This is a genomic window from Spongiibacter thalassae (genome assembly GCF_012272835.1).
GTDB lineage: Bacteria > Pseudomonadota > Gammaproteobacteria > Pseudomonadales > Spongiibacteraceae > Spongiibacter > Spongiibacter thalassae.
On record NZ_JAAWWK010000006.1, the window covers coordinates 148,024 to 168,555 of the forward strand.

Here is a 20,532-nt window from a genome sequence, read left to right on the forward strand (position 1 = left end):
GCGATCACAGCAGAATGACATCAAACTGTTCCTGGGTATACAGAACTTCCACCTGAAACTGGATACTTGCCCCGATAAACTCGGCCAGGTCGGCGACGTTTGCCGATTCTTCGTCGACCAGCCGGTCAACCACTTCCTGCGAGGCCAACACCAGCAGGCTTTTGCTTTCGTAGGCCCGGGCCTCGCGCAGAATCTCACGAAACACTTCGTAACACACCGTTTCAGCGGATTTCAGCGAGCCGCGGCCGTGGCAGTAACGGCATGGCTCACACAGCACGTGCTCAAGGCTTTCCCGAGTGCGCTTGCGGGTCATTTCCACCAACCCCAGTTCAGACACCCCGGTAATGCTGGTCTTCGCGTAGTCTTTTTCCATCACCCGCTCAACCGCGCGCAGCACTTGCCGCCGGTGCTCGGGGTCTTTCATATCGATAAAGTCGATGATGATAATGCCGCCGAGATTGCGCAATCTCAGTTGCCGTGCAAGGGCAGCGGCCGCTTCGAGGTTGGTTTTGAAAATGGTTTCTTCGAGATTGCGATGACCGACAAAAGCCCCGGTATTCACGTCGATCGTTGTCATCGCCTCGGTTTGATCGATAATCAGATAACCGCCGGACTTCAGTTCGACCTTGCGCCCCAGCGCCCGCTGTATTTCATCTTCGACACTGTACAGGTCGAAGATCGGCCGTTCACCAGGGTAATACTCGAGCTGGCTGCGAATCTCCGGGAGGTAATCCTTGGCGAATTCGTCCACGCGCTGAAAACTTTCCCGGGAGTCTATACGAATTTTTTCCAGCCCGGGCCTGACCAGGTCGCGCATGGTGCGCATGAATAGCGGCAAATCCTCATAGATAATACAAGGTGCCTTGTCGCGATTCATCCTCCGCTCCACCGCCAGCCACAAGCGGCGCAGAAAGGCGACGTCCGCCGCCAGCTCTTCCTCCCCCGCTCCCTCCGCCGCCGTGCGCAGAATATAGCCGTCCTCAGCGGCAGGGTTTTTCTCCTCTTGACCCTCGCCGAGCACCCGCCCCATTAACTCCCGCAGGCGCTGGCGCTCTTCTTCATCGTCGATACGGTGGGACACCCCTACGTGGGCCGCTCCCGGCATATAAACCAGGTAGCGCGAAGACACCGACAGACGCGTGCTCAGACGTGCGCCTTTTGTTCCCATCGGGTCCTTGGTTACCTGCACCGTGAGCTGCTGGCCTTCGCGGATTTTGGTGCGAATATCGGCGTGCTCGCCACCCGGCTGGTCCAGCGCGGCAATATCAGAGGCGTGAATAAAACTGGTACGCTCCAGACCAATATCGACAAAAGCGGCTTGCATACCCGGTAGCACACGCACCACCTTGCCCTGATAGATGTTACCGACGATTCCCTTCGAGCGACTGCGCTCGATATACACTTCCTGTAAAACGCCGTTTTCCACCACAGCGACCCGGGTCTCTGCTGGCGTCACATTAATCAGTATTTCTTCGCTCATCTGGAAAACCCTACCTGTTTCAGCAGGTCTACCGTTTCATACAGGGGTAAACCGACAACACCGCTGTAGCTGCCGTGGATGCGCTGGACAAAACAAGCGGCATGGCCCTGAATACCATAACCACCCGCCTTGTCATCTGCCTCGCCGGTGTTGAGGTAATTATTGATTTCGGCGTCGCTCAACGAGGCGAAAAACACCTCCGTCTTGGATATCGCCACTCGCAGCGCCTCGCCGTAATGCACACTGACCGCGGTCATCACCTCGTGACTCCGCCCGCTCAGCCGCCGCAGCATCATCGCAGCATCACCCCGGGAGCTGGGCTTGCCCAGAATTCGCCCATCGACGATTACCGCCGTATCTGCCGCCAACACGCAATCATCCGCTGCGCAGAGGCGACTGACCTCGCGACCTTTGGCAATTGCCATCCTCGCCACATAGGCGTTGGGGGCCTCCCCAGGCAGCACCGACTCATCAATGTTTGCCGCACGTACAGTGAAGCGTAGACCAATCTGCTGCAAAAGGTCTGCACGGCGGGGTGAGGAAGAAGCAAGAATTAAACGCATTCAGGGCCTGTTAACACTATGACATCAGATGCCGCTGACACCATGACAGCAGCGGCCGTACCAGCAACCACATCAGCGCGGTGGTCAAGGTCGGAAGAAAAATCAACCAATGGGTGTGCGCTACGCCATTGATATTTTGCGCCCATTGATCGACCAGAATTCGAAACAGCTCCAGCAAACCGATCAGAGCCGCTTGCTTGCGCACACTGAACATTCGCAACTGCTGATAGGATACTTGCACGATGTAGGCAATCACCGCCAGGGAAAACGCATTCTGCCCAATAACGACCCCGAGCAGTATGTCCTGAATAAAACCGCATACCCAGCACAGTACAATACCCACGTGCTCGGGAACAGCCAACAACCAGAACATTAATATCAGCAACAGCCAGTCGGGACGGCTCCAGGCAAGACTGTCATGCAGGGGATAAATAGCCGCCAGCAAACCCAGGATAATACTGACGGCAATGACCCAAAGGCCGTGATGGGTGGACTCCATTGCTCACTCCACCTCCGGGCGCTCACTGAAAACCAGCAGCACATTGCGGCTGCGATCCAGCTCCGCCATGGGTCTAGCACGCACCTCAGCAAAGGGCTTACCGGGGTCTATGGCCACCTGGGTAACTTCGCCCACCGGATACCCCGACGGAAAACGTCCGCCCAGACCCGAGCTGACCAGCAAATCTCCCACCTGAATATCGGTGGTCGCCGCCACGTGGGCCAGATTCAGCTCATCAATACGCCCGGTGCCCTCGGCAATTGCCCGCAAACCATTGCGGCTCACCCGTACAGGAATCGCATGGGCGCTGTCGGCAATCATCAGCACACGGCTGTACATCAGGCCAACATCGATAATCTGGCCGAGCAAGCCCTTGGCGTCGATGACCGGCTGCCCCACAAAAGCGCCGTGACGGCTGCCCTTGTCCACCATCAGCATATGCCGATTGGGGTCCGAGGCAACGGCGATCACTTCAGCAACCACCACGGTATCGTTTACCCGCTCGGCGGAATTCATCAATTCCCGCAGTCGGACATTTTCCGCGCGCAGCTCGATATATTTTTGTAATTTGGCGTTGAGAATCAGGGACTCGGCACGCAGGGCCTGGTTTTCTTCAATCAGCTCCTTGCGGCTGCTGAACATGCCACGGCTCTGCTCGCTGATTCGGGCAGGCACGTCGACCAACCAGTAGAACGGCACCGACAGGGCCGACAGCTGGGTGCGCAAAGGCGCCAGGACTTCCAGCCGGGAACCGACCAGAATCAAGACCAGGGACAGGCCACCCAGTAATAAAAGACGGCCCCCTGAGGACGGGGGCTTGGAGAACACCGGTTTAATTGCCGCATCCTCCTGCTGCCACGCAGCTCATTGCTATTCCGCAGAAAGGATGTCGAGGTGATGCCGATCGATCATTTCCAGGGCTTTACCGCCACCCCGGGCAACACAGGACAAGGGGTCTTCGGCAATGATGACCGGCAGCGCACTCTCATCGGCAATCAACTGGTCGATGCCGCGCAGCAGGGCGCCACCACCGGTTAAGACGATGCCGGTTTCGGCGATATCCGCCGCCAATTCCGGTGGTGATTGCTCAAGCGCGCGCTTCACACCCTGAATAATCACCTGCAACGGCTCCTGCAGGGCTTCGAGAATCTCGTCGCTGTTCAGCGTAAAGCGGCGGGGAATTCCCTCAGCCAGATTGCGTCCGCGCACGTCGATTTCACGCAACTCGCTACCGGGGTAGGCACAGCCGATTTCCTGCTTGATCCGCTCAGCGGTCGCATCACCAATCAAACTGCCGTAGGTGCGACGCACATGGGTCACAATCGCCTCGTCAAAGCGGTCGCCGCCCACCCGCACCGAGTCGGAATACACCACACCATTCAGGGAAATAATGGCAATTTCGGTCGTTCCACCACCGATATCCACCACCATCGAACCCGAGGCTTCCTCGACTCGCAGTCCCGCACCAATCGCGGCCGCCATAGGCTCTTCGATCAAACGAACCTCACGGGCACCGGCGCTGAGCACCGACTCGCGAATGGCCCGACGCTCCACCTGGGTGCTCTTGCAGGGAACACTGACCAACACTCGGGGGCTTGGGCGAATGAAACTATTCTGATGCACCAGTTTGATAAAGTGCTGGAGCATTTTTTCGGTAACCTGGAAGTCGGCAATAACGCCGTCTTTCAGCGGACGAATCGCGGTGATATTACCCGGCGTTCGTCCCAGCATCCGCTTGGCTTCAATGCCGACGGCTTCAATGGTTTTCTGTCCGTTGTGGACACGGATAGCCACCACCGACGGTTCGTCCAGGACGATACCCTGCCCACGAACATAAATAAGAGTGTTAGCCGTTCCCAGATCTATCGACAGATCGTTGGAGAACATGCCACGAATTCGTTTCAACATGTGCGATTATCACCTTGTACGGTTTTGGTTAGGACAAAACCGGCTGGCAGGGCAGATTTCCTGTAGAAAACAGTAAGAATTACCCCAAGATTAAAAACTTTGCCACTCTATCAATGGCAGGGATTCAGGGCAAGGCGCAAATATGATAAGTTTAGCGGCTTTTCTTAGACAGGATCCGGGCAATGCCCCGATCTGCGTTGCGGCGACTTGACGCCGCACTCCAACCGGGACACGCAATGAGTTTAGCACACAGCGACATCGCCAAGCTGGCCAGATTGGCCCGCATTCAAATTGACGACAGCAGCAGTGAAGAATTGCTCGGTCGAATCACCGACATCCTGGGCATGATCGACACCATGCAGGCTGTTGACACCAGCGCGGTCGAGGCAATGGCCAATCCCCACGACGCCCACCAACGACTGCGCGCCGACGTCGTCACCGAGGAGAATCAGCGCGAACGCTTTCAAGCCATCGCTCCGGCTACGGAAAACGGCCTCTATCTGGTGCCCAAGGTCATCGACTAACCGGCTACCGCTGCTGCTGACCGCAGGCCTGAAAAACCGGCGCTGCATACTACGCCGCGTCACCCAAAAAGAGAACACACCCCATGCCAAGTTATACGGTTGCCGACATTATCCGCGGCCTCGATGCCGGTGATTACTCCAGCGAAGAAATCACCCGCCAGTATCTCGACGCCATCGCCGCCCGCGACGGCCAATACAACAGCTTTATTACCGTCACCCCCGAGTTGGCCATTGCCCAGGCCCAGGCTGCTGACAACGCCCGCGCCAGAGGCGAGTCCTCCCTGCTCGGCGGCGTGCCCATCGCCCATAAAGACATTTTCTGCACCGACGGCATTCGCACCAGCTGCGCATCGAAAATGCTCGACAACTTTATCGCCCCCTACAATGCCACTGTCGTAGAGAAAATGGCGGCGGCCGGTGCGGTTACCCTGGGCAAGACCAACCTCGACGAATTCGCCATGGGCTCCTCAAACGAGACCAGCTTTTACGGCCCGGTGCGCAATCCCTGGAATCGCGACTGCGTACCCGGTGGCTCATCCGGTGGCAGTGCCGCGGCAGTTGCCGCGGGCCTGGCCCCCGCTGCCACCGGCACCGACACCGGCGGTTCGATTCGTCAGCCCGCGGCACTCTGCGGACTGACCGGCCTCAAGCCCACCTATGGCCGGGTCTCCCGTTACGGCATGATTGCCTTCGCCTCCAGTCTCGACCAGGGCGGCCCGATGGCGCGCACCGCCGAGGACTGCGCCATTCTGCTGCAAACCATGGCGGGCTTTGACGAGCGCGACAGCACCAGCATGGATGTAGCTATTCCCGACTACCGGGCCGCGCTGGACACCGATATGCGCGGCCAGAAAATCGGTATTCCCAAGGAGTATTTCAGCGCCGGCCTCGACCCCGCCATTGGCGATGCCGTGCACGCGGCCCTCGCCGAGTACCAGAAAATGGGCGCGGAATTGGTGGATATCAGTCTGCCCCACACAGAGCTGGCTGTGCCTTGCTACTACGTCATCGCGCCCGCCGAGGCCTCTACCAACCTGTCGCGCTTCGACGGCGTGCGCTACGGCTACCGCTGTGAAAACCCCAGTGACCTCGACGACCTGTACACCCGCAGCCGCGCGGAAGGCTTTGGCGACGAAGTCAAGCGCCGTATTCTGGTTGGCACCTACGCCCTGTCTGCCGGCTTTTACGACGCCTACTACCGCAAGGCGCAGCAGATTCGCCGCCTGATAAAGCAGGACTTTACCGACGCCTTCCAGCAGGTAGATATCATCGCCGGGCCGACCACCCCCAACCCGGCCTTTGGCCTGGGCGAAAAGGTGAGCGACCCGGTCACCATGTACCTTGAGGACATCTACACCATCGCGATCAACCTCGCCGGGCTACCCGCTCTGTCTCTGCCCGTCGGTCTGTGCGATGGCAAACCCGCAGGCCTGCAACTGATCGGCCGCGATTTCGACGAAGCGCGCCTGCTCGCCGCCGCCCACCAATATCAGCAACGCAGCGACTGGCACAGCCGCCGCGCGCCGGACTGCGACTGAGGAGCAACAACATGCAATGGGAAACTGTCATCGGGCTGGAAGTACACGTTCAGCTGACTACGAAATCGAAAATTTTCTCGGGTGCCAGCACCGCCTTTGGCGCTGAGCCCAACACCCAGGCCTGCGCGGTTGACCTGGCCCTGCCCGGCACCCTGCCGGTACTCAATGAGCAGGCGGTCAAGGACGCCATTCTGTTCGGTCTGGCCATCGACGCTGACATTTGCCGCGACTCGGTCTTTGAGCGCAAGAACTACTTCTACCCCGACCTGCCCAAGGGTTACCAGACCAGCCAGATGGACAAGCCTATTGTCGGCCCCGGCGTGGTGGAAATTGGATTGGAAGATGGCAGCACACGCCGTATCCGGGTCCACCATGCCCACCTTGAAGAGGATGCGGGCAAGTCACTGCACGAGGACTTCTCGGGCATGAGCGGCATCGACCTGAACCGCGCCGGCACGCCGCTGATCGAAATCGTCTCTGAACCCGATATGCGCAGCGCCGAAGAAGCCGTGGCCTATCTGCGTAAAATCCACTCCATTATTACCTACCTCGGCGTGTCCGACGGCGATATGTCCCAGGGCTCAATGCGCTGCGACGCCAATGTCTCGGTTCGACTGAAGGGCGAGGAGGAGTATGGCACCCGGGCGGAAATCAAAAACATCAACTCCTTCCGCTTCGTCGAGCGCGCCATCAAGGTTGAAGCCCAACGACAAATCGACCTGATCGAAGACGGCGGCAGGGTGGTACAGGAAACCCGGCTGTACGACAGCGACAAGAACGAAACCCGCTCCATGCGCAGCAAGGAAGAAGCCAACGACTATCGCTACTTCCCCTGCCCCGACCTGCTGCCGGTGCATATCGAACAGTCATTGATCGATCAGCTGCGGGACACCTTGCCGGAGCTACCCGACGCCAAGCGCCTGCGCTTTGAACAGCAATACGGGCTGTCTACCTACGACGCCGCGCTGCTCACCGCCGAACGCTGCATCGCCGATTACTTTGAAACCGCCGCAAGCACTGCCGGCGATGCCAAACTGGCGGCGAACTGGGTCAATGGCGAATTATCCGCTGCACTGAATCGCGACAATCTGCACCTTAGCCAAAGCCCCGTCAGCGCCGAGCAGCTCGGCGGCCTGATCCAGCGAATCCGCGACAACACCATCTCCGGCAAGATTGCCAAACAGGTATTTGAGGCTCTGTGGAATGGCGAGGGGGACAGCGCCGACGCGGTGATTGAAAGCAAGGGCCTCAAGCAAGTCTCCGACAGCGGCGCACTGGAGGCCATGATCGACGAAGTGATTGCCGCCAACCCTGCCCAGGTTGAACAGTACCGCGCCGCAGACGACGGCAAGCGCAAGAAACTGATTGGCTTTTTCGTCGGCCAGATTATGAAAGCCTCCAAGGGCCAGGCCAACCCTGGCATGGTCAACCAACTTCTCGGCAAGAAACTGGGCTGAGCCCCCTTGCCCCATAGCATTTGAAAGCACAGGACAGAACGATGAAAAAAGACAAAGAAAAGGTATTGGACGAAGTCTGGACCGAAGATCGCGTACGGGAGTTTCTCAGCGTAGAACCCAAGGCCGGCACCAACGCCGACTTCCACAAGCTATTGAAAGCCTATCAAAGCATGCGCGCCGACGATTTTGAGTTATTCATTGGCATGTTCCTGGAAAGCGGCGGCGATATTAACGCCACCGACTCCGCTGGTCGCACGGTGCTCAGCTATGCTCGCGAACACCGCAACTCCACCGAGTTCGTGGCTGCGCTGGAGAAAAACGGCGCTGCCTGAGGCTGCTAACGCGACTCTGTGCGACCGCGACTCAGGCGGTCGCGATTCTCCTGCTTCTTGCGCTCACTCTTGCGCAACAACACATAGGCCGCCCCCGCGCCACCATGCTGGGGCTGCGCACTGCAAAATGCCTGCACTTCCTCCATCTCGGGTAACCAGAGGTTGATGTACGACTTCAGCACCGCCGCACCGGACTGGTTGTGGTGACCGCGTCCGTGGACAATGATCAGAGTGCGCAGATCCAGGCGCATCGCTTCACGAATAAACTCGAAAACCTGCACCCTGGCCATTTCCACTGTCACCTTGTGCAGATCCAGGCGCGCCTCTATGTCATAGCGACCCTGCTTCAATTTGCGAAACACACCGTGCTGCACCCCTTCTCGACGGTATTCCAGCACGTAGTATGGGTCTAAAAAGGGGATTTCAGCGGTGGACAAAAAATTTCGCGGCGCCCGGCTGGCCGTCGCAGCCTGACGGCGGGCCGCTATTGCCCAGGGCGAAGTACTGACCTTTTGCAGGGCGACGCGCTCCTCCTGGGGCAGACGTTGCACACCCTGCATCTCTGCGGCAAACAAGGCATCATCGTCACTCATTACATCCCCCTTGAAACTACTCTGCACCCCGTACGATATGCGCTATTATCCGCCAATGACGCAAACAACCGCAAACCCGCAACTCTGCCCACTGTGTGGTCAGGCTAATCAATGCGCCGTTGCCGCCAATCGGGACCCGGCAACCTGCTGGTGCATGTCTACACCGATCAACCGCACCGCCGTGGCCACGGCCCGCGAACAGCGACTGCCACAATACTGCCTGTGCCCTCAGTGCGGAACAGCCGCCCCGGCGCAAACCTAGTCGTAATCCGCTGCCAGCGCCTCGTAACGGGCGCAGGCCGGGGTGGAATTGTCGCTCGCTTCCAGCTCGGCGCAGCTCTGCTCGGCCAGCGAACGCATACACGCCGTCGCCGGCTGGTACAGAGGATGGCCGCTGGCGGACGCCACCCTGGAAAATTGCCCCTGCATGGTCATGCAGAGCTGGTCGATATGCTGCATGAGCATCGCTTCCATTTCCGGTGCCATCGCCTCTCCCGCGAGACTGGCTTTCGCGCACTGTTTACTTTTCTCGCACATTGCCGAGGCCGCTTCGAGAAAGGCATCGCTGTACACGCTCATGGGCGCCATCGCGATCAACAACACCGCCCACCATTTAATCCGCGCGCTGTTCATTTCAGCCGGCCTCCTGCCGCTTATTCCGCTTCCGGTACGATTTCCACTATGACCTTGCCACCATCGGCATAGCGCTTAACGATGGCCTGCAGTACCACCGGCCCGCCGTCCTGCTCGACAACCGTCACCCGCGTACCCGGGGCGTAACGCTGGCTGCCGGGGTCCGCCGCGACCTCATCACCAATGGCCAGGCTCGCAATATTTACCGCAGTCAATGGCGCCGCTTGCAGCGTCACTGCCAACATCAACAGGATTCCACCCAGAACGTATTTCATGGCTCACTCTCACTCATATTAACAGGCGCCATCCACCGCCACGCCTGCTGCCAGTCTAGCAAGCTGTGGCCGTGCTGGGCAGCAGGAAATACTATTGGATGTTTGCCGGCGGCAACGTACCATGTGACCAACACCACAGTCAGGATCCCGACAATGAGCCAAAAAGCCCTGAGCGGCCCACAGTATCTCGCGCGCGGCTTTCAATTACTGCGACTGCCCGGTATCCGCCTATTTGTCGCCCTGCCACTGGCCATCAACACCTTGATTTTCGGCCTGCTGAGTTACTTTGCCGTGGGACGCTTTTCCCACTGGATCAACCAACTCATCGACTGGCTACCGGACTGGCTGGGCTTTCTCGAATGGCTGCTGTGGCCACTGGCGGTGATTCTGCTACTGGCCATTGTCATGTATCTGTTCAGCACCATCGCCAACATCGTCGCGGCCCCCTTCAATGGCCTGCTGGCGGAAAAGCTGGAGGAAATCCTGAGTGGCGAGGAAGTCAGCGGCCGCGAAACCTTCGTCTCGGCACTGGCCAGCTTTCCCCGAAGTATGGGCCGCGAGTGCCAAAAGCTGTTGTATTACGCGCTGTTTGCCATTTTGACGCTGATCGCCAGTTTTATTATTTCACCACTGGCACCAATACTGTGGTTTTGCATGAATGCGTGGATGATGGCGATCGAATACGCCGACTACCCGATGGATAATCACAAGCTCAGCTTCAAGGAGGCTCGCCGCCGGCTGGAAAAGCAGCGTTTCACCAGCTTCGGTTTTGGCGCGGTGGTGATGGTGGGTACGATGATTCCCATCGTTAATCTGATTATTATGCCGGCCGCCGTATGTGGCGGCACGGTCATGTGGCTGGAACGTCTGAAGCAGCAATAGCGCTCACCTCCCCCGGAAACCCAGGGCGGCGCGCCTTATTTCAGCAGCACTTCCGGCGGCTGCTCACAGGGCAATTTCATACCCAGCTCGGCTTCAATGTCCGGCAGCAAAAAGGCATCGTCTTCACAGGCGAAGCTGATTGAGGTGCCCGTGGCCCCCGCACGACCGGTACGACCAATACGGTGAACGTAGTCATCGGGCTCTTCCGGCAAGGTGTAATTCACCACATGACTGATACCCTTGACGTGAATACCGCGACCCGCCACATCGGTTGCCACCAGACACTCGATTTCGCCATCCTTGAATTGCTGTAAAGTGCGCGAGCGCTTGTTCTGAGGAATTTCCCCTGACAACAAACCACAGCGCACTCCCGCCTTGCGCAGACGCTCCTGCAGACGCCGTGTTTCGTCCCGGCGGTTGGCAAACACGATGACACTGGTTACCTCAGGCTGGCGCACGATATTGAGTAACACGCGGAATTTGTCCTGGGACTCGACCAAATAGACCTTTTGGTCCACGGAGTCAGTCGCCACCGATTCCGGCTCGATTTCGATACTGACCGGCGCCTCTGTCCACTGCTCGGTCAGCCGAATAATATCGTCGGTAAACGTCGCACTGAACAACAGAGTCTGACGGTGGGTTTTACGCGGCGTCAGCCGAACGATACGTTTTACTTGCGGGATAAAGCCCATATCCAGCATTCGGTCGGCTTCGTCGATAACCAGCAGCTCGACCTGATCCAGGTAGAGATCACGGCGCCCGGCAAAGTCGAGCAAGCGCCCGGGGGTTGCCACCACCACATCGACCAGCTGATTGGTTAATTTTTCCTGCTGTTTTTGATAATCCATTCCGCCTATCAGGGTCACCACGTTCAACCCGGTATGCTTACCGAGCAAGCGGGCATCTTCGGCTATTTGCACCACCAATTCCCGGGTTGGCGCGATCACCAAAGCACGGGGCTCCCCGGCAAAGCGCTCCTCTTCCACAGGGTTGGCCAGCAGGTCGTTGAAGATCGTAATCAAAAAGGCTGCCGTTTTACCGGTGCCCGTCTGCGCCTTGCCGATAACATCGTTGCCGCGCAGGGTGTGGGGCAGCGACGCCGCCTGAATAGGAGAGCAATACTGAAAGCCCGCATCGGCAATCCCACGCATCAACCTCACATCCAGATCCAGGTCGTGGAAGCGGGTCTTACCATCTTCGGGGGGCACCACAAATTGATCCAGCGTCCACGGCGTCGCCGGGGCCTCCTGGCGCTTGCGCGCCGAGGCGCGGCCACCGCGCTTGCCCTCAGACTGTCGTTGGGTTCGGGCGGTATCGTCGCGCCCCGTTTCGGCGGAGGCCGCAGCCTCGGTTGAGCCCTTTTTCTGCTGGTTGCCAGCGGGTGAAAACAACTTACGTAGCAAAATGATCTCTTCTTCAATTATGTCGCGAATTGGTCATTCTAGCATCATTCCCCGTTAACGACGGGATTTATCCATGAACGGCAAGACTACGACGCGGCGTTTTTTGCCTCGACCAAGCCCCGTGCCTGAGTATCCAAATAGTAATCCAGACTCAGCCAACGCCCCGCTCCGGTGAAAAACAGGGTCAGCAACATAATAAAATAGGTGGCGGCAAATTCAATCCCATTATTAAGCACGGCAAAACCGCCTTTTTCAGTCAGCCAGTTGTAATTACCGTGTTCCATAAGCAGCTCTCTGGCCCGCTGCAGACGCTTGCCGACCTGAACGCTGTTTTCCAGACTCTGCTGGGCCAGCGGCACACCGACATCGGCGAGCGGTTTGGCCGTACTGGTGGCCGGATTCGACGGCGCAATGGCAAACCAACCATTGTCCCAGTGCACGGTATAAGCGGCGACAAGCATCGTCACCATCAGCGGAATACACGCCCACCGGGTCGCCAGACCAAATAACAGCAAAAAGCCCCCCACCAATTCGGTGTAGCTGGCCAGATACGCCATTATTTCCGGCTCGGGCAGCCCCAGGCCGTGATTGAACCAATTAATGGTGTCCTCGAGGTGGTAGAGCTTATACAGGCCAGCCGCAATCATTATCGGCGCAAGGTACAGCCGGATTAACAGGGGCGCGAGAAACTCCAACGGCCGGAACAAGGCAAAGAAATGATCCTGGACAAAGTAATAGGCTCGCAGCAGCACAACCATCACCACCTCCTTTTTTATCTTATGAATATAGGTGAAGAGTTGCACTATGCCACTAAGTGACGGCGGAGCAAACCGGGCAGGCGGGATCCTTGGCCAAACGCAGCTGCCGAATCTCCATCGTCGCGGCATCGATCAGCAGTAGACGACCCACCAGGGTGTCACCAAAACCGGCCAGGCATTTGAGAGCCTCAATCGCCTGCATACTGCCCACCATGCCCACCAACGGCGCCAACACACCGCTTTCGGCACAGTTGAGCGCAGCGTCGTCACTGTCATGGTAAAGACAGCGGTAACACGGACTGTCGGGGCGGCGAAAGTCAAACACGCTGAGCTGCCCCTCACTGCGAATCGCCGCGCCGGATACCAGCGGCACCTTTGCGGCACAGCAGGCGGCATTAAGGGCGAAGCGGGTGGTGAAGTTATCGCTGGCATCGACCACCACATCGGCGGCGGCGACCGCCTCGTGGAGGGCATCCCCGGACAGCCGGCATTCACTGGCCACCACTGACACCTCCGGATTCAGCTCGGCAACCGTCGCCGCCGCCGATGCGACCTTGCTGCGGCCGATATCGGCATTGCCGTGGGCGATCTGCCGCTGGAGATTACTCAGCTCCACCTCGTCGTCGTCCACCAGCTGCAACACCCCGACCCCGGAAGCGGCCAGATACATGGCCACCGGAGAGCCCAGCCCACCCATGCCGACAATCAGCGCCCGGCTCGCCAGCAGTTTCGCCTGGCCCTCGACATCCAGGGCGGGCAATAGAATATGGCGACTGTAGCGCAGCAACTGCTGGTTATTCAGCTCACTCATTGATTTCCCTCAACCCAACATCCGGCGGTAACCCGCTCGTGGTCACCGTAGTCCCGGTAGCTGGCGACATCAACATACCCGCGCCGAGAGAGCTGCTCGCGCACCTTTGGCGCCTGCTGATACCCATGTTCCAGATACAAGCGACCACCGTCGCACAGGTAGCCGGGGGCCGCGCTGGCAATGTAAGCGAGATCGGCCATGCCCTCGGCGGGGGCGACCAGCGCCGAGGCTGGCTCATAGCGCAGGTCACCCTGCTGCAAATGAGGGTCAGCCCCATCAATGTAGGGCGGATTACTGATAATGACATCGAACCGCAGTTCGGCTGGCAGACTTTCAAACCAGTCGGACTGCCGCACTGACACCTGCTGAAAACCCAGCTTGCGGCGGTTGTTTTCGGCAAGCGCCACCGCGCCGGGATGCTTGTCCACCGCCCAGATTTCCCAGGTGGGCAACTCGCTGGCCAGCGCCAGTGCAAGGGCACCGGTTCCCGTCCCCAGATCAAGCAACCGGCCGGCCGGCTGGCCGCGGTAGTGATCCAGCACTCTCTCGACCAGGCATTCACTGTCGGGACGGGGAATCAGGGTATCGGCAGACACTTCAAGGCGCAGTGACCAGAAGTCCCGGTAGCCCAGAATATGCGCAATCGGTTCGCCAGCTGCACGACGAGCAAACAGAGTTTCGAAACACCGCCACTGGGCATCATCAAGGCAGCGCTCCGGCCAGGTGTATAAATAGCTGCGCGGCTTGTCCAGCACATGGCATAACAGCAGCGACACATCCAGCTGCGGAGTATCGCTGACCTCCACCAAACGGTGCTGCAAGGCCAGTGCATCGGCAATGCTGCGGACGGAAGACATTACTCTGCCATCGCGGCCAGCATATCGGCCTGATGTTCATGGCGAAGAGGGCCTACCACCGTATCGATATCGCCCTGTATAAACTCGTCGAGCTTGTACAGCGTGAGGTTGATCCGGTGATCTGTCACCCGCCCCTGGGGAAAGTTATAAGTGCGAATACGCTCGGAACGATCGCCACTGCCCACCAGATTGCGGCGCTCGTCGGCCTGGGCTTGCTGGTGCTGGCTGTTGCGCACATCGTTGATCTTGGCCGCCAGCAGCGACATGGCCCGGGCGCGGTTTTTGTGCTGCGACCGCTCATCCTGACACTCCACCACAATGCCGGTGGGAATATGGGTGAGGCGAACCGCTGAATCGGTTTTGTTGACGTGCTGCCCACCGGCGCCGCTGGCGCGATAGGTATCAATACGCAAATCTGCCTTATTGATTTCAATATCGTCCATTTCCTCTGGCTCCGGCATTACCGCCACGGTGCAGGCAGAGGTATGGATGCGGCCCTGGGATTCGGTTTCCGGCACCCGCTGTACCCGGTGGGCACCAGACTCGAATTTCAAGTGGGCGTAGACGTCCTTGCCGGCCACGCGGCTGATAATTTCCTTGTAGCCACCGTGCTCGCCTTGACGCTCGCTGAGAATTTCAATGCGCCAACCCTTGCGCTCGGCAAAGCGGGAATACATACGAAACAGATCGCCGGCAAAAATCGCCGCCTCGTCGCCGCCAGTACCCGCGCGAATTTCCAGAAACACGTTGTGGGAGTCATTCGGGTCGCGGGGCAACAACAGCGCCTGCAATTCCTGCTCCAGGCGCTCTATCTCCTCCTCAGCCGCCGCAATTTCCTCCTGCGCCATCTCGCGCATGTCGGCGTCATCTTCCTCCAGCATGAGGGTCGCCGCGTCGCGGTCGTCACAGACCTGGCGATACTGCGCATAGCTGTTCACCACCGGCTCAATTTCAGCATATTCCTTGGAAAGAGCGCGAAAGCGATCCTGGTCGGCGATGATTTCACCATCGCTCAGCAGCGCACCGATCTCTTCGTAGCGATCAAGCAGGTTTTCCAGTTTGGTGTGAATTGAAGCCTTCATGGGATCTCATTTATTCAAGCAAGGGCGGGAGTATACACCGGCATCAACCGGGCTGTGCAGCAGTGGACGCAACGCTAATTGTCACTTTCCTTGATTTGCAGCAGCTCCCTGGCCCAGTCAACCAGGTCGTTGCGCCCCTTGGCTCCCGCTTCCTTGATTTGTGTCGTCGGGCTGTGAATCAGTTTGTTGGTCAGCCCCCGAGCCAGCTGCTCCAGCACCTGTTCGGCACTTTCACCACGGGCCAGTAACTTCAGCGCCCGGTCCAGCTCCGCGTCGCGCAGCTGTTCAGCCTTGGCGCGATAGTCCTTGATGGTATTGACCGCATCCTTGGAGCGCAGCCGCGCCTGCCACTCATTGAGGGCTTCGACGATAATCTGATCCGCCTTGCGCGCCTCGGACTCCCGCGCCCGCTTATTCACATCGACGATTTCGCGCAGATCGTCGACGGTATACAGATACACGTCATCCAGCTCCGCCACCTGGGCCTCAATGTCCCGAGGCACCGCGATGTCCACCATGACCACCGGGCGATGCTTGCGCTTTTTCAGCGCGGCCTCCACGGCACCCTTGCCCAGAATCGGCAACTGACTGGCGGTTGAAGCCACCAGAATATCGGCATCGACCAGATATTCGGGGATCTCCGACAGCATGATTGCCTCTGCCTGAAACTCATCGGCGAGTCGCCGCGCCCGCTCCAGGGTCCGGTTGGCGATTATAATTCGCTTGATGCCCTTGTCGCGCAGATGGCGGGCCACCAGCTCCACGGTTTCACCCGCGCCAATCAACAGGGCCGTGCACTTGCTCAAGCTGGAAAAAACATGCTGGGTGAGTGACACCGCTGCATAGGCCACTGATACCGGATTTTCGCCAATGGCAGTATCGGTGCGCACCTGCTTTGCCACTGAAAAGATTTGCGCGAACAGGCGATTCATCGCACCGCCGACGGTACCGGCCTCAATGGCAACCGCAAAGGCCGACTTCATCTGGCCGAGAATTTGCGGCTCGCCCAACACCATCGAGTCGAGCCCCGCGGCCACCTCCATCATATGCTGAAGGGCCTCCTGGTCGGCGCTCAGATAGCTGCACTCATCAAGATCCGTCCGGGGTACCCGGTGAAAACCCGCCAACCAATCAAGCAGGACATCGCCACTTAAATCCCGCCCTGATTCGCTGACAGCATAGACCTCAGTGCGATTACAGGTAGACAGGATCACCAGTTCGTCGCCCACTCCTTGCTCGACACCTGAACGTAACGCCAACTGCATATGCTCGGGCACAAACGCCACCCGCTCGCGCAGTGCAAGCGGGGCAGAATTGTGATTTATGCCTAACAGGAGCAGTTTCATTGAGAGGAAAGCCGGACCGGGACCGTGAAATCTGAGGCGAATTCTAACAAGATGACGGCAAAATGTGGATTTTATTCCTCTGGCCAAGCTCGGTAAATCACAACTACCGCCAATATCCGCGGTTTTGCGCCAGGGGTTTCACCGGATTACCGACAATTTGCCGGGACGCGCAATCAATCCTCATTGGCGCGGTCTCAGGGCCTGATTCCGGTGAATCAGACATGTTAGGATACCCGTTCACGACTATTGGCCGGCCAATTTATGCACCGACACCTATACGCACTCTCAACCGCCATTATCCTCGCGCTGTCGGGTTGCTCAATGCTGCCCCAGAGCGACACGGCCGCCGACGCCGCGACGTCCGAGCCCGCCGCAACCAAAGCAGCAAGACCTGCCACCCGCCCCTTCCCCGAGGACAGCTTCTTCGACCTGCTGGTGGCCGAGCTATCGCTGCGCAATCGCGACTTCGATACGGCTTTGACCAATTATCGCCAACAGGCGGAGAAAACCGGAGACCCCGGCCTGATCGAAACCACCGCGCGACTGGCCGACTTTCTCAACGAACACGAAACCGCGACCATTTTCGCCAAACGCTGGCTGGAACACGACCCACAAAGCAGCGAGGCCCATTTTATTCTCGCCTCAGCCCTGTCGCGCCTGAACCGCCCACTTGAAGCCCTGCCACATATGCAGCGCGTGCGGGAACTCGGTGGTGAAGCCAACTTCGCTGCGCTGGCCGCAACGGCGTTATCCGGCTCGGAGCACGTGCGGGAAACCGTCTTCGAGAAGCTGCAAGCCAGCAGTAAGGCCAACCCAAATGACACCAGCCTGCGCATTGCCGTCGCACTGATGCTGCAATACCGTCAGCAGGAAGAAGAGGCACTCGCCCAGGTCAGACGGGTGCTGATGGAAGACCCCGATAACGCCCACGCTCTGCTGATAGAAACCCGCACGCTCAAACAACTGAATCGCGAAGATGAAATGCTGGAACGGCTTAAATACGCCGTCGATGCCAACCCCCGCTACAAGCGTCTGCGCCACGACCTGGCCCGAGCTCTGGTCAAAGCCTCAGACCTGTACCAGGCGAAAGCCCAGTACGAAGTGCTACTGCAACAATCCCCCCAGGACAGCGATATATTGCTCGAACTGATGCTGGTAAATCGCGAGCTCAGCATCGACGACGAGGCCGCCGAGCAGCTCGAAACCCTGAACAAGGACCCCAGCCAGAGCAGTCGCGCCCACTATGTACTCGGACGCCTTGCCGAGGAAGATAGAGACTGGAAGAAGGCGCTAAGCCACTATCAGCACGCGACGAACAGCCCCGAATTTAACGAGGCCAGCAAGCGCATCGCCAGCATCAGCCTGCATACCGAGGGCGTCGAGCCCGCGCTGAAACGCCTGTCGGAATTGCGCAGTCAGCTCCCTGACCACGCAGACCTGCTCTACTTGCTGGAAGCCGAAATTCTGCGCAAGGAATCCGCCTATGAACGGGGCTTCGCCCTGCTGAGCGAAGCCCTGCAACAATTCCCCGACAACCAGCAATTGCTTTACGCCCGCTCACTCTTCGCCGAACGGGTTGGCGACCTCGACGCCGTGGAGCGGGACCTCAGAAAGATTCTCGATCAGGATCCCGACAATGCCGCCGCGTTAAACGCCCTCGGCTATACGCTGGCGAATCTTAGTTCCAGACTCGACGAAGCTGAGGAATTGATAAAACGCGCCCTCGCGCAGGAGCCCGATGACCCGGCAATCCTCGACAGCTACGGCTGGGTACTGCTGCGCAAGGGTCAGGTGAAAGAAGCCCTGCCCTATCTTGAGCGCGCGTTCAAGGAAACCAAAGACGATGAAATTGCCGCTCATCTGGGCGAAGCTTACTGGCTACTGGGTCGCGAGGACGACGCCCGCGAAACATGGCAGACCGGCCTGAAATCTACACCGGACAGCCAGATCATCTACCGAACCCTGCAACGACTCAACGTGGTCACCGACTGATATGCGCCGCTTACCGCTCTTTTTTCGCTCGGGCTGGCTGATAGCAGCCTGCCTCCTCAGCGCTTGTACCACCCTTCCCCCCGCGCAGCTGGGGGAAAGCTGGCAGCTAAAGGGTCGTATTGGCCTTTGGCTGGATAACCAGCAGGAAAGCAGCCAGGTAGACTGGCTGCAATGTGGCGACAATTACTCCCGCATTCGCCTTACCGGCCCGATGGGTGTCGGCGGGGCTGAAATCATCGCGACCGCGAAAACCGCCACCCTCAACTATAAGGGCGATATCCGTCACGCAGCCAACGCCGAAGCACTGGCCAGTGATATCGGCTGGCCCATCCCCGTCTCGGCCCTGCGCCACTGGTTGCGCGGCCGCCCGGCGCCAAACGGCGAAATCGCCGCGCGCATCTCTCCCAACGGTCAGATCACTGAATTACAGCAGCTGGGCTGGAGCCTTCAGTTCAGCTACCACAACGCCGCCGATGGTGACCCCCTGCCGCAAAAAATCGACGGTCGCAGCGACTTTGCACGACTGAAATTGATCGTTAAACAATGGCAAAACGCACCACAGGAATGTAGTCAACGGTGACACAACTGACCTTGCCCTGTCCGGCCAAAATCAATTTATTCCTGCATATCACTGGCCAGCGCGCCGACGGTTACCACGAACTGCAGACCCTGTTCCAACTACTCGACCACGGCGACACCCTGTATTTGCACAGCCGCGACGACAGCGCACTGCGCTTTACCAGCAAACTGCCGGGCGTGACCGACAGTACCAACCTGATAATGCGCGCCGCGCGACTGCTGCGCGAATACAGCGGCTGCCATCATGGTGCTGATATCGCTATCGACAAAGTATTGCCGATGGGTGGCGGAATCGGCGGCGGCAGTTCAGACGCTGCCACCGCCCTGCTAGGGCTAAACCATCTCTGGCAGCTGGGCCTGAGTACCGAAGAACTCGCGCGACTGGGCTTGCAACTTGGCGCCGACGTACCTGTGTTCATCCTCGGACGCACCGCCTGGGCCGAGGGCATTGGCGAACAGCTGACGCCAATAGACACCCCTGAGCGCTGGTATTTTGTACTCCGCCCACCCTGCGAAGTGGCCACGGCTGAAATTTTTTCACATGAACAATTGACACGCGATACCTCTCCCATCAAAATAGCGGCCTTTCTTGAGGGGGCCACCGGAAACAGCTGCCAGGAACTTGTTCGCAGACTGTACCCGGATGTTGATAAAGCCTTGATTTGGCTGGATCAATTTGCACCTGCGAGGCTGACTGGAACCGGTTCTTGCGTGTTCGCCAGCTTCGACAACAAGAGTGCAGCCACTGCTGTGTTAGAGGAAATGCCAAAGGGCATGACTGGCTTTGTCGCCAGGGGCGTAAACCGCTCTCCGCTACACACAACACTGGATATTGCATAACGACTATTGGGGTGTCGCCAAGCGGCAAGGCACTGGGTTTTGATCTCAGCATTCGTAGGTTCGAATCCTACCACCCCAGCCATTTTTACAGAGCGCCATGTATCATCGGCACTCTGATTGGGAAAGGCATTACAATGCCCAACCGGTAGGATCGAACCAAGGTTCGACAAGTGCTCAGCA

At 58.6% G+C, this 20,532-nt stretch carries 23 protein-coding genes and 1 tRNA gene; 10 read left to right on the forward strand and 14 right to left on the reverse strand.

Features of this window, described 5'->3' with window-relative positions:
• Positions 1-4 precede the first annotated feature (4 nt).
• Genes rng through HCU74_RS16085 form a run of 5 tightly spaced genes read right to left on the reverse strand, consistent with a single transcriptional unit; the run spans position 5 to position 4,450 of the window.
• On the reverse strand, positions 5-1,480 hold the full coding sequence (rng, locus tag HCU74_RS16065) for a ribonuclease G (protein WP_168451442.1): 1,476 nt from the start codon (positions 1,478-1,480) through the stop codon (positions 5-7).
• A complete protein-coding gene (locus HCU74_RS16070) occupies positions 1,477-2,043 on the reverse strand; it encodes a Maf family protein (protein WP_168451443.1) in 567 nt (188 codons plus the stop codon). The genes rng and HCU74_RS16070 overlap by 4 nt, the downstream gene beginning before the upstream one ends.
• 16 nt (positions 2,044-2,059) lie before the next feature.
• Positions 2,060-2,542, reverse strand: a complete 483-nt coding sequence (gene mreD, locus HCU74_RS16075; RefSeq protein WP_168451444.1) for a rod shape-determining protein MreD — start codon at positions 2,540-2,542, stop codon at positions 2,060-2,062.
• A 3-nt stretch (positions 2,543-2,545) separates the two neighbouring features.
• A complete protein-coding gene (mreC, locus tag HCU74_RS16080) occupies positions 2,546-3,370 on the reverse strand; it encodes a rod shape-determining protein MreC (protein ID WP_168451445.1) in 825 nt (274 codons plus the stop codon).
• Positions 3,371-3,412: 42 nt separating this feature from the next.
• Entirely contained in the window at positions 3,413-4,450 is a 1,038-nt protein-coding gene (locus HCU74_RS16085; RefSeq protein ID WP_168451446.1) for a rod shape-determining protein, read from the reverse strand.
• A 236-nt stretch (positions 4,451-4,686) separates the two neighbouring features.
• On the opposite strand from HCU74_RS16085, the gene gatC reads away from it, so the two are divergent.
• The 4 genes from gatC to HCU74_RS16105 all read left to right on the forward strand — a co-directional run bounded on the left by gatC (position 4,687) and on the right by HCU74_RS16105 (position 8,301).
• Positions 4,687-4,974, forward strand: a complete 288-nt coding sequence (gene gatC, locus HCU74_RS16090; protein ID WP_168451447.1) for an Asp-tRNA(Asn)/Glu-tRNA(Gln) amidotransferase subunit GatC — start codon at positions 4,687-4,689, stop codon at positions 4,972-4,974.
• Between the two features lie 83 nt (positions 4,975-5,057).
• On the forward strand, positions 5,058-6,512 hold the full coding sequence (gene gatA, locus HCU74_RS16095) for an Asp-tRNA(Asn)/Glu-tRNA(Gln) amidotransferase subunit GatA (RefSeq protein WP_168451448.1): 1,455 nt from the start codon (positions 5,058-5,060) through the stop codon (positions 6,510-6,512).
• A gap of 11 nt (positions 6,513-6,523) precedes the next feature.
• Positions 6,524-7,969 (forward strand): Asp-tRNA(Asn)/Glu-tRNA(Gln) amidotransferase subunit GatB, encoded by a 1,446-nt coding sequence (gene gatB / locus HCU74_RS16100; protein WP_168451449.1) that lies wholly within the window; start codon positions 6,524-6,526, stop codon positions 7,967-7,969.
• 41 nt (positions 7,970-8,010) lie between these two features.
• Positions 8,011-8,301: a PA4642 family protein gene (locus HCU74_RS16105; RefSeq protein WP_168451450.1), complete on the forward strand. Its 291-nt coding sequence runs from the start codon at positions 8,011-8,013 to the stop codon at positions 8,299-8,301.
• 5 nt (positions 8,302-8,306) lie between these two features.
• Here the strand turns inward: HCU74_RS16105 and smrA are convergent, their stop codons facing one another.
• The gene (gene smrA / locus HCU74_RS16110) at positions 8,307-8,894 is read right to left on the reverse strand and encodes a DNA endonuclease SmrA (RefSeq protein WP_168451451.1); all 588 of its coding nucleotides are present in this window, start codon (positions 8,892-8,894) and stop codon (positions 8,307-8,309) included.
• A 55-nt stretch (positions 8,895-8,949) separates the two neighbouring features.
• On the opposite strand from smrA, the gene HCU74_RS20475 reads away from it, so the two are divergent.
• Positions 8,950-9,156 carry a cysteine-rich CWC family protein gene (locus HCU74_RS20475; protein ID WP_168451452.1) on the forward strand — a complete coding sequence of 69 codons (207 nt, stop codon included), beginning with the start codon at positions 8,950-8,952 and terminating at the stop codon, positions 9,154-9,156.
• Here HCU74_RS20475 and HCU74_RS16120 read toward each other — a convergent pair.
• Together HCU74_RS16120 and HCU74_RS16125 are read right to left on the reverse strand one after the other, a co-directional pair.
• Positions 9,153-9,527, reverse strand: coding sequence for a hypothetical protein (locus HCU74_RS16120; RefSeq protein WP_168451453.1), 375 nt, complete (start codon positions 9,525-9,527; stop codon positions 9,153-9,155). The two genes, HCU74_RS20475 and HCU74_RS16120, sit on opposite strands and share 4 nt — an antisense overlap.
• A 20-nt stretch (positions 9,528-9,547) precedes the next feature.
• Complete coding sequence (locus HCU74_RS16125; RefSeq protein ID WP_168451454.1) at positions 9,548-9,802, reverse strand: hypothetical protein; 255 nt, start codon at positions 9,800-9,802, stop codon at positions 9,548-9,550.
• A 153-nt stretch (positions 9,803-9,955) separates the two neighbouring features.
• Between HCU74_RS16125 and cysZ the strand changes: the two genes are divergently transcribed.
• Complete coding sequence (gene cysZ, locus HCU74_RS16130) at positions 9,956-10,684, forward strand: sulfate transporter CysZ (protein WP_168451455.1); 729 nt, start codon at positions 9,956-9,958, stop codon at positions 10,682-10,684.
• A gap of 35 nt (positions 10,685-10,719) precedes the next feature.
• Here cysZ and rhlB read toward each other — a convergent pair whose 3' ends face one another.
• The 6 genes from rhlB to hemA all read right to left on the reverse strand — a co-directional run bounded on the left by rhlB (position 10,720) and on the right by hemA (position 16,941).
• Positions 10,720-12,087, reverse strand: a complete 1,368-nt coding sequence (gene rhlB / locus HCU74_RS16135; protein WP_246864668.1) for an ATP-dependent RNA helicase RhlB — start codon at positions 12,085-12,087, stop codon at positions 10,720-10,722.
• A gap of 86 nt (positions 12,088-12,173) precedes the next feature.
• Positions 12,174-12,845, reverse strand: coding sequence for an HvfX family Cu-binding RiPP maturation protein (locus HCU74_RS16140; RefSeq protein ID WP_168451456.1), 672 nt, complete (start codon positions 12,843-12,845; stop codon positions 12,174-12,176).
• Positions 12,846-12,897: 52 nt separating this feature from the next.
• On the reverse strand, positions 12,898-13,647 hold the full coding sequence (locus HCU74_RS16145; protein WP_210425359.1) for a HesA/MoeB/ThiF family protein: 750 nt from the start codon (positions 13,645-13,647) through the stop codon (positions 12,898-12,900).
• Between the two features lie 5 nt (positions 13,648-13,652).
• Positions 13,653-14,513, reverse strand: a complete 861-nt coding sequence (gene prmC / locus HCU74_RS16150) for a peptide chain release factor N(5)-glutamine methyltransferase (RefSeq protein ID WP_168451458.1) — start codon at positions 14,511-14,513, stop codon at positions 13,653-13,655.
• A complete protein-coding gene (gene prfA / locus HCU74_RS16155; RefSeq protein ID WP_168451459.1) occupies positions 14,513-15,595 on the reverse strand; it encodes a peptide chain release factor 1 in 1,083 nt (360 codons plus the stop codon). Before prfA ends, prmC begins: the two co-directional genes overlap by 1 nt.
• A 74-nt stretch (positions 15,596-15,669) precedes the next feature.
• Positions 15,670-16,941 carry a glutamyl-tRNA reductase gene (hemA, locus tag HCU74_RS16160; RefSeq protein ID WP_168451460.1) on the reverse strand — a complete coding sequence of 424 codons (1,272 nt, stop codon included), beginning with the start codon at positions 16,939-16,941 and terminating at the stop codon, positions 15,670-15,672.
• Positions 16,942-17,202: 261 nt separating this feature from the next.
• Here hemA and HCU74_RS16165 point away from each other — a divergent pair, with 261 nt between their 5' ends.
• The 4 genes from HCU74_RS16165 (at position 17,203) to HCU74_RS16180 (ending at position 20,434) form a co-directional block, all read left to right on the forward strand.
• Entirely contained in the window at positions 17,203-18,933 is a 1,731-nt protein-coding gene (locus HCU74_RS16165) for a tetratricopeptide repeat protein (RefSeq protein WP_168451461.1), read from the forward strand.
• Between the two features lies 1 nt (position 18,934).
• Positions 18,935-19,513, forward strand: a complete 579-nt coding sequence (lolB, locus tag HCU74_RS16170; protein ID WP_168451462.1) for a lipoprotein insertase outer membrane protein LolB — start codon at positions 18,935-18,937, stop codon at positions 19,511-19,513.
• Positions 19,510-20,352 (forward strand): 4-(cytidine 5'-diphospho)-2-C-methyl-D-erythritol kinase, encoded by an 843-nt coding sequence (gene ispE, locus HCU74_RS16175; protein WP_168451463.1) that lies wholly within the window; start codon positions 19,510-19,512, stop codon positions 20,350-20,352. Before lolB ends, ispE begins: the two co-directional genes overlap by 4 nt.
• Positions 20,353-20,359: 7 nt before the next feature.
• Positions 20,360-20,434 (forward strand) — tRNA-Gln (locus HCU74_RS16180).
• Positions 20,435-20,532: the final 98 nt, after the last annotated feature.